The organism is Neoalteromonas flava (assembly GCF_002807685.1).
In the GTDB taxonomy this organism is placed as follows: domain Bacteria; phylum Pseudomonadota; class Gammaproteobacteria; order Enterobacterales; family Alteromonadaceae; genus Alteromonas_E; species Alteromonas_E flava.
Genome location: NZ_PEAX01000014.1, coordinates 1 through 4,164 on the forward strand (window position 1 = coordinate 1; position 4,164 = coordinate 4,164).

Sequence of the window (4,164 nt, forward strand, 5' to 3'; positions counted from 1 at the left end):
AACATCATCAGGGCGATAGCGCAATAAAGCTACTAAACGCCGAATGTAGAGCTGCTGTTAGATCCACTGTTGTGAATTATTGTAATTGCTTGACAAAGGGGGAGTCCATGTAGCTAAGCTAACGGGCAGTGACGTAGCGGCATAATCGCGAAGCGCCGCTGCGTTACTGTCCCAGTGACCGAAGGGAACGTGTTTAGCGCTTTGTTAGGCGTTTCCGATTTTCTGAAAAAGAGAGACTTGTACCTTCCCATCTTCCTTGCCGTTCATTACTACCCAGTACTGTAAATCATCGTCGACTAACTGCATATGGTGATGATTTAAAAGTTTAATTATCTTATCCATCCAAGTTGGAACTATCCGAATAAAATTGTCAAAGTCTTTTTTTGCGCCAAAAGGGTTTTCGGCGTGCAAAAGCCCCCCTGTCCGCTCATATATATGTATAAATTCGTTTTTTGTTAACCACCCTGACTTTATATCTTCTACTTTTTCAACTTTACCAGTTCTAGGATTAATGATTTGGGAAGTTGGGTGAGGATAAAAATTTGGATTGAAGCGCTCAATATCAGAGATTATATTTTTTGCATTCCAATCTTTAGCAAACTTTGAACGGATTTCTGAGTAAGCATTTTTATTGGCTACCAAGGAAGCTAAGGCGATCAATTCCAATATTTTTCGTATTTGAAGGCAAATTGATTCAGCAGTAGTCTGTTTATAAGGAGTAGAGCATTTTCCATTTAAGAATGCGCGAACGACTTCTGTTCGTTTTTTAACTTCTTCCATGCATGCAGCATATTTTTTTAAGAGTACATTGTCTGTCATGACGCCTAACGCCCCGATAACGGGCGAATGCTTGCTGCGAAAATGGCGAAGCCGCAGCAAGTAGGCGTCCCAGCGAGCGAAGCGAGTGTGTTGATTGGTTTGTTAGGTGTTACCGTCATGGCCTCTCCAACATTTGAATTCTTGACTCAAGGACTTTGCAAATAGTATTTGCGGCAACCTCCGTTTTCCCATCACGTAGTGCAAATAATGCAGCAGATTCTTTGAGACCAGAGTCATCAACAACATCAGGGTTCCGGTAACTATTCCCTATTTCTTGAACTCCAATTGTGCAGGCCTCGAAAGCCACGTCAAAGTGACCTAATTTTATTGCAGCTTGACCAGACTCTAAGTGTTTCATCGGAGAAAAACTTTGATTCAAAAAGTACATATAAATTAGAACACAACATATAACTACGCTGACGATAGATATGAACCAAACTTTCGAAATTTCCACTGATTTCACCCAAGACACCTAACACCCCAATAAGGGGCAAATACGTGTACGGCATAATCTGAGGAGGCCGTACACGTATTTGTCCCAGCGACTGTAAGGAGCGAGCTTAATTGTCTTGTTATACATCAGTTCCTCTGCCTGACTAGTTCAGAAGCCCACTGGTCGTTTACGTTAATTACTTTACACCGTTCTTCTTCAGGAATAGAGCTATCTAATTGTTCGTTGCATTGCTCTAGAGCCAATTTTGCTGCAGCCGAAGCGCTGGTTTGTTCCGATACCCAAGCGATACTGAAATACTTTTCTGAAATTGCGTATGCCTTATGGTTTGAAGCAGACTCATATCGCTTAAAGAGTTCAAGTATTGGCTCGCCATAATCCGTCTTAACCAGCCATTTCTTTCCGGTGGCTTTTTCATTGTATTCAATTGGTGTGCTTGAGCACGCAACCATTGCAAATACGAAGCCCATCAGTAAAAAAATTCTCATAACTTACCTGAGGTATAACGCCCCAAGCAGGGGCAATAACACGTAGGCTAAAATACGGAACGAAGTGACGGGAGCCTACGTGTTAGTGTCCCGCTGACTTGGTTTGTTAGGGTTACTGTGACACCTGATAGCCCATTGATTTTATGAGTTGAATGGTGTCATAAACCACTTTATGTTTAGCAGACTCATCAGCTTGAATAATAACTGTAACAGAGTCGCAAGATTGTTTAACTAGTTCGAGTTTTGCGCTAAGTAAACTTTTTGAGAATTGCGCCTGTCCAATTTTGATTTGGCTGTCACTTGAGATAGAAACCCAAACACTTCCTTGTTTAGCCGCGCCAGTACAAGTAATAACATCAACTGGCGGTTGGTTACACCCTGACACTAAAAGAAAGAGTATTGAGAGTGCTATTATTTTGGCTTTTCGCACGAGCTTTCCTTGTGACCCTAACTTTTAAATAAGGGGCGCATACGCGTGGGCAATAATGCGAAGCAGCCCACGTGTATGCGTCCCAACGAACGAAGTGAGTGCCTTAATTTTTTTGTTAGGTGCGTGCCTATTATTACCAAGATTCATAATGCTGGATAGTATGAGATTTTTCATATTTTTTCATTATTTCAGGGATGGACGCTAGATGCCAATTAACACCAAATTTGTTCTCTAAAGCTCTAACTGACTCCCATTCACTAACCATTAAATAAGTGTTTGGGTTACAACTAGTTGGTTTACTTATTTCGACTGACAAACAGCCGTGTGACGAAAGTGTGTCTGGAAGGGCCAAATTATGAAACTTGTCTTCAAATTCTTCCTGAAGTTCTGGGTGCACAACTACACTAAAAATCCGTTTAATCATTTTATTATTGTTCCTTATTCCAAGAAGCACCTAACGCCCCGCATAAAGGGCAGCTAGCTGTGGGCTAAAATCGCGTGCAGCGCGAGCCCACAGGTAGATGTCCGCGCGAGCGCAGCGAGTTTTAATGCGATTGTTAGGTACATTGCTGTTCAAAGAGTTTGACCTTGTTTTTTAAGTGACACAAATGTGCCAATACCAAGAAGACCAAATACAGCGAGTACATAGGGTAAGAGTTTATCTATTTCTTGACCAAATAAAGAGAAAAGAAACATAACCAAAGACAAGATGCCAAAAACGATGAACAACACTGATAATCCATATGCGATCCAACGTGCAATCTTACCACCTTTGAGATTCAGTGCCGCTGCAACAGTTGCGTAGGCTAAAACAAAAATGGCCGCAAAAGGTGAAACTGTTCCCGTAGCGATTGATGCAACACCAGCTGCAGCAAAAACACAGTATAGTCCAGTTAAAACAATCCTTAAAAACTTCAAAATTTCTCCTTGTACCTAACGCCCCGTTTAAGGGGCACAAACACGTAGGCTAAAATGCGAAGCAGCCTGCATGTTTGTGTCCCAGCCCATGCCTTGCGTGGGCGACTTGAAACGTTTGTTAGAGGTCATGTTGCTCGCGCCCCTTGAAATTCAAATGAATAGCGATGAACCCAAATATTAGCAATGATAGTGGAACAATCATAATAACTCCGAAGGACCACTTAGGAGCGTCACTATACATATGGTTCATGAGCATCGCGGCTGGTGCATAGGGAAGGTTAATTAAAAAGAGAAGAATAAGCGCAGTTCTTTTGCGACCTTTTGCAATGAACTTTGCAACATACACATTACCCACGGCAAACAAAAAACTAAGAGCGAAAATGAGCATGCTTGGGATAGCAATTACAACAGCATAAAGCTCGTACCAACCAACCACTGGGTGCGTATCTATTTGCACCTTTTTGCCGGAAGTGTTACTCAGGTCGTTTTGAAGTTCTTTTGTTCGATTAAACACTTATGACCTCTAACGCCCCGATAACGGGCGGCTGCTTGCTGCGAAAATGGCGAAGCCGCAGCAAGTAGGCGTCCCAGCGAGCGAAGCGAGTGTGTTGATTGGTTTGTTAGATGTCATTCTATGGAATACCTATGTCCCACAATTGTCGCTCATTTAAAAGTAAAGGAGCTAGTGATTCTGAGTATCGTAGTCCTAAACAAGTACTTGTTGAGATGAGCAATCCATTTTCCTTAAGTTCAAAAACGACAATGCGATCTTTGCCGTGAAAATCCTTCCAGCAATTCAACCGATAAGTAGTGTTTTCTAATGTACATTCTTTGTTAGTGAAAAGCAGGTCATCGTTTTCAGTAGCAATATATTCATCGCGTAGTTTTTCTAAAAAAGAGACCGGATTCATAACTGTCCTCTTGGCATCTAACTTTCCGATAAGGGGCAACGAAGTGTGCGGCACGATTTCAGGAGGCCGTACACGTAGTTGTCCCAGCGACTGCAAGGAGCGAGCTTGATTGGCTTGTTAGAAATTGGCATGAGGAAAGGCCACTCG

Annotated in this window: 7 protein-coding genes; all 7 read right to left on the bottom strand. The window is 42.2% G+C overall.

Annotated elements, in window-relative coordinates:
* Positions 1-204 precede the first annotated feature (204 nt).
* The 7 genes from CSH92_RS16735 to CSH92_RS16770 all read right to left on the bottom strand — a co-directional run bounded on the left by CSH92_RS16735 (position 205) and on the right by CSH92_RS16770 (position 4,017).
* Positions 205-819 (bottom strand): hypothetical protein, encoded by a 615-nt coding sequence (locus CSH92_RS16735; protein WP_100658798.1) that lies wholly within the window; start codon positions 817-819, stop codon positions 205-207.
* Between the two features lie 579 nt (positions 820-1,398).
* Positions 1,399-1,758, bottom strand: coding sequence for a hypothetical protein (locus CSH92_RS16745; protein ID WP_100658800.1), 360 nt, complete (start codon positions 1,756-1,758; stop codon positions 1,399-1,401).
* A 112-nt stretch (positions 1,759-1,870) separates the two neighbouring features.
* The gene (locus tag CSH92_RS16750; RefSeq protein ID WP_100658801.1) at positions 1,871-2,188 is read right to left on the bottom strand and encodes an ExbD/TolR family protein; all 318 of its coding nucleotides are present in this window, start codon (positions 2,186-2,188) and stop codon (positions 1,871-1,873) included.
* A 133-nt stretch (positions 2,189-2,321) separates the two neighbouring features.
* Positions 2,322-2,612, bottom strand: coding sequence for an antibiotic biosynthesis monooxygenase family protein (locus CSH92_RS16755; RefSeq protein WP_100658802.1), 291 nt, complete (start codon positions 2,610-2,612; stop codon positions 2,322-2,324).
* A gap of 149 nt (positions 2,613-2,761) precedes the next feature.
* Positions 2,762-3,106, bottom strand: coding sequence for a hypothetical protein (locus CSH92_RS16760; RefSeq protein ID WP_100658803.1), 345 nt, complete (start codon positions 3,104-3,106; stop codon positions 2,762-2,764).
* A gap of 118 nt (positions 3,107-3,224) precedes the next feature.
* Positions 3,225-3,620: a hypothetical protein gene (locus tag CSH92_RS16765; RefSeq protein WP_100658804.1), complete on the bottom strand. Its 396-nt coding sequence runs from the start codon at positions 3,618-3,620 to the stop codon at positions 3,225-3,227.
* 118 nt (positions 3,621-3,738) lie between these two features.
* Positions 3,739-4,017 carry a hypothetical protein gene (locus tag CSH92_RS16770; protein WP_100658805.1) on the bottom strand — a complete coding sequence of 93 codons (279 nt, stop codon included), beginning with the start codon at positions 4,015-4,017 and terminating at the stop codon, positions 3,739-3,741.
* Positions 4,018-4,164: the final 147 nt, after the last annotated feature.

Coding starts and splice junctions, on each gene's coding strand:
- CSH92_RS16735 (WP_100658798.1), bottom strand. CDS start 819: ATGACAGACAATGTACTCTTAAAAAAATATGCTGCATGCATGGAAGAA.
- CSH92_RS16745 (WP_100658800.1), bottom strand. CDS start 1,758: ATGAGAATTTTTTTACTGATGGGCTTCGTATTTGCAATGGTTGCGTGC.
- CSH92_RS16755 (WP_100658802.1), bottom strand. CDS start 2,612: ATGATTAAACGGATTTTTAGTGTAGTTGTGCACCCAGAACTTCAGGAA.
- CSH92_RS16770 (WP_100658805.1), bottom strand. CDS start 4,017: ATGAATCCGGTCTCTTTTTTAGAAAAACTACGCGATGAATATATTGCT.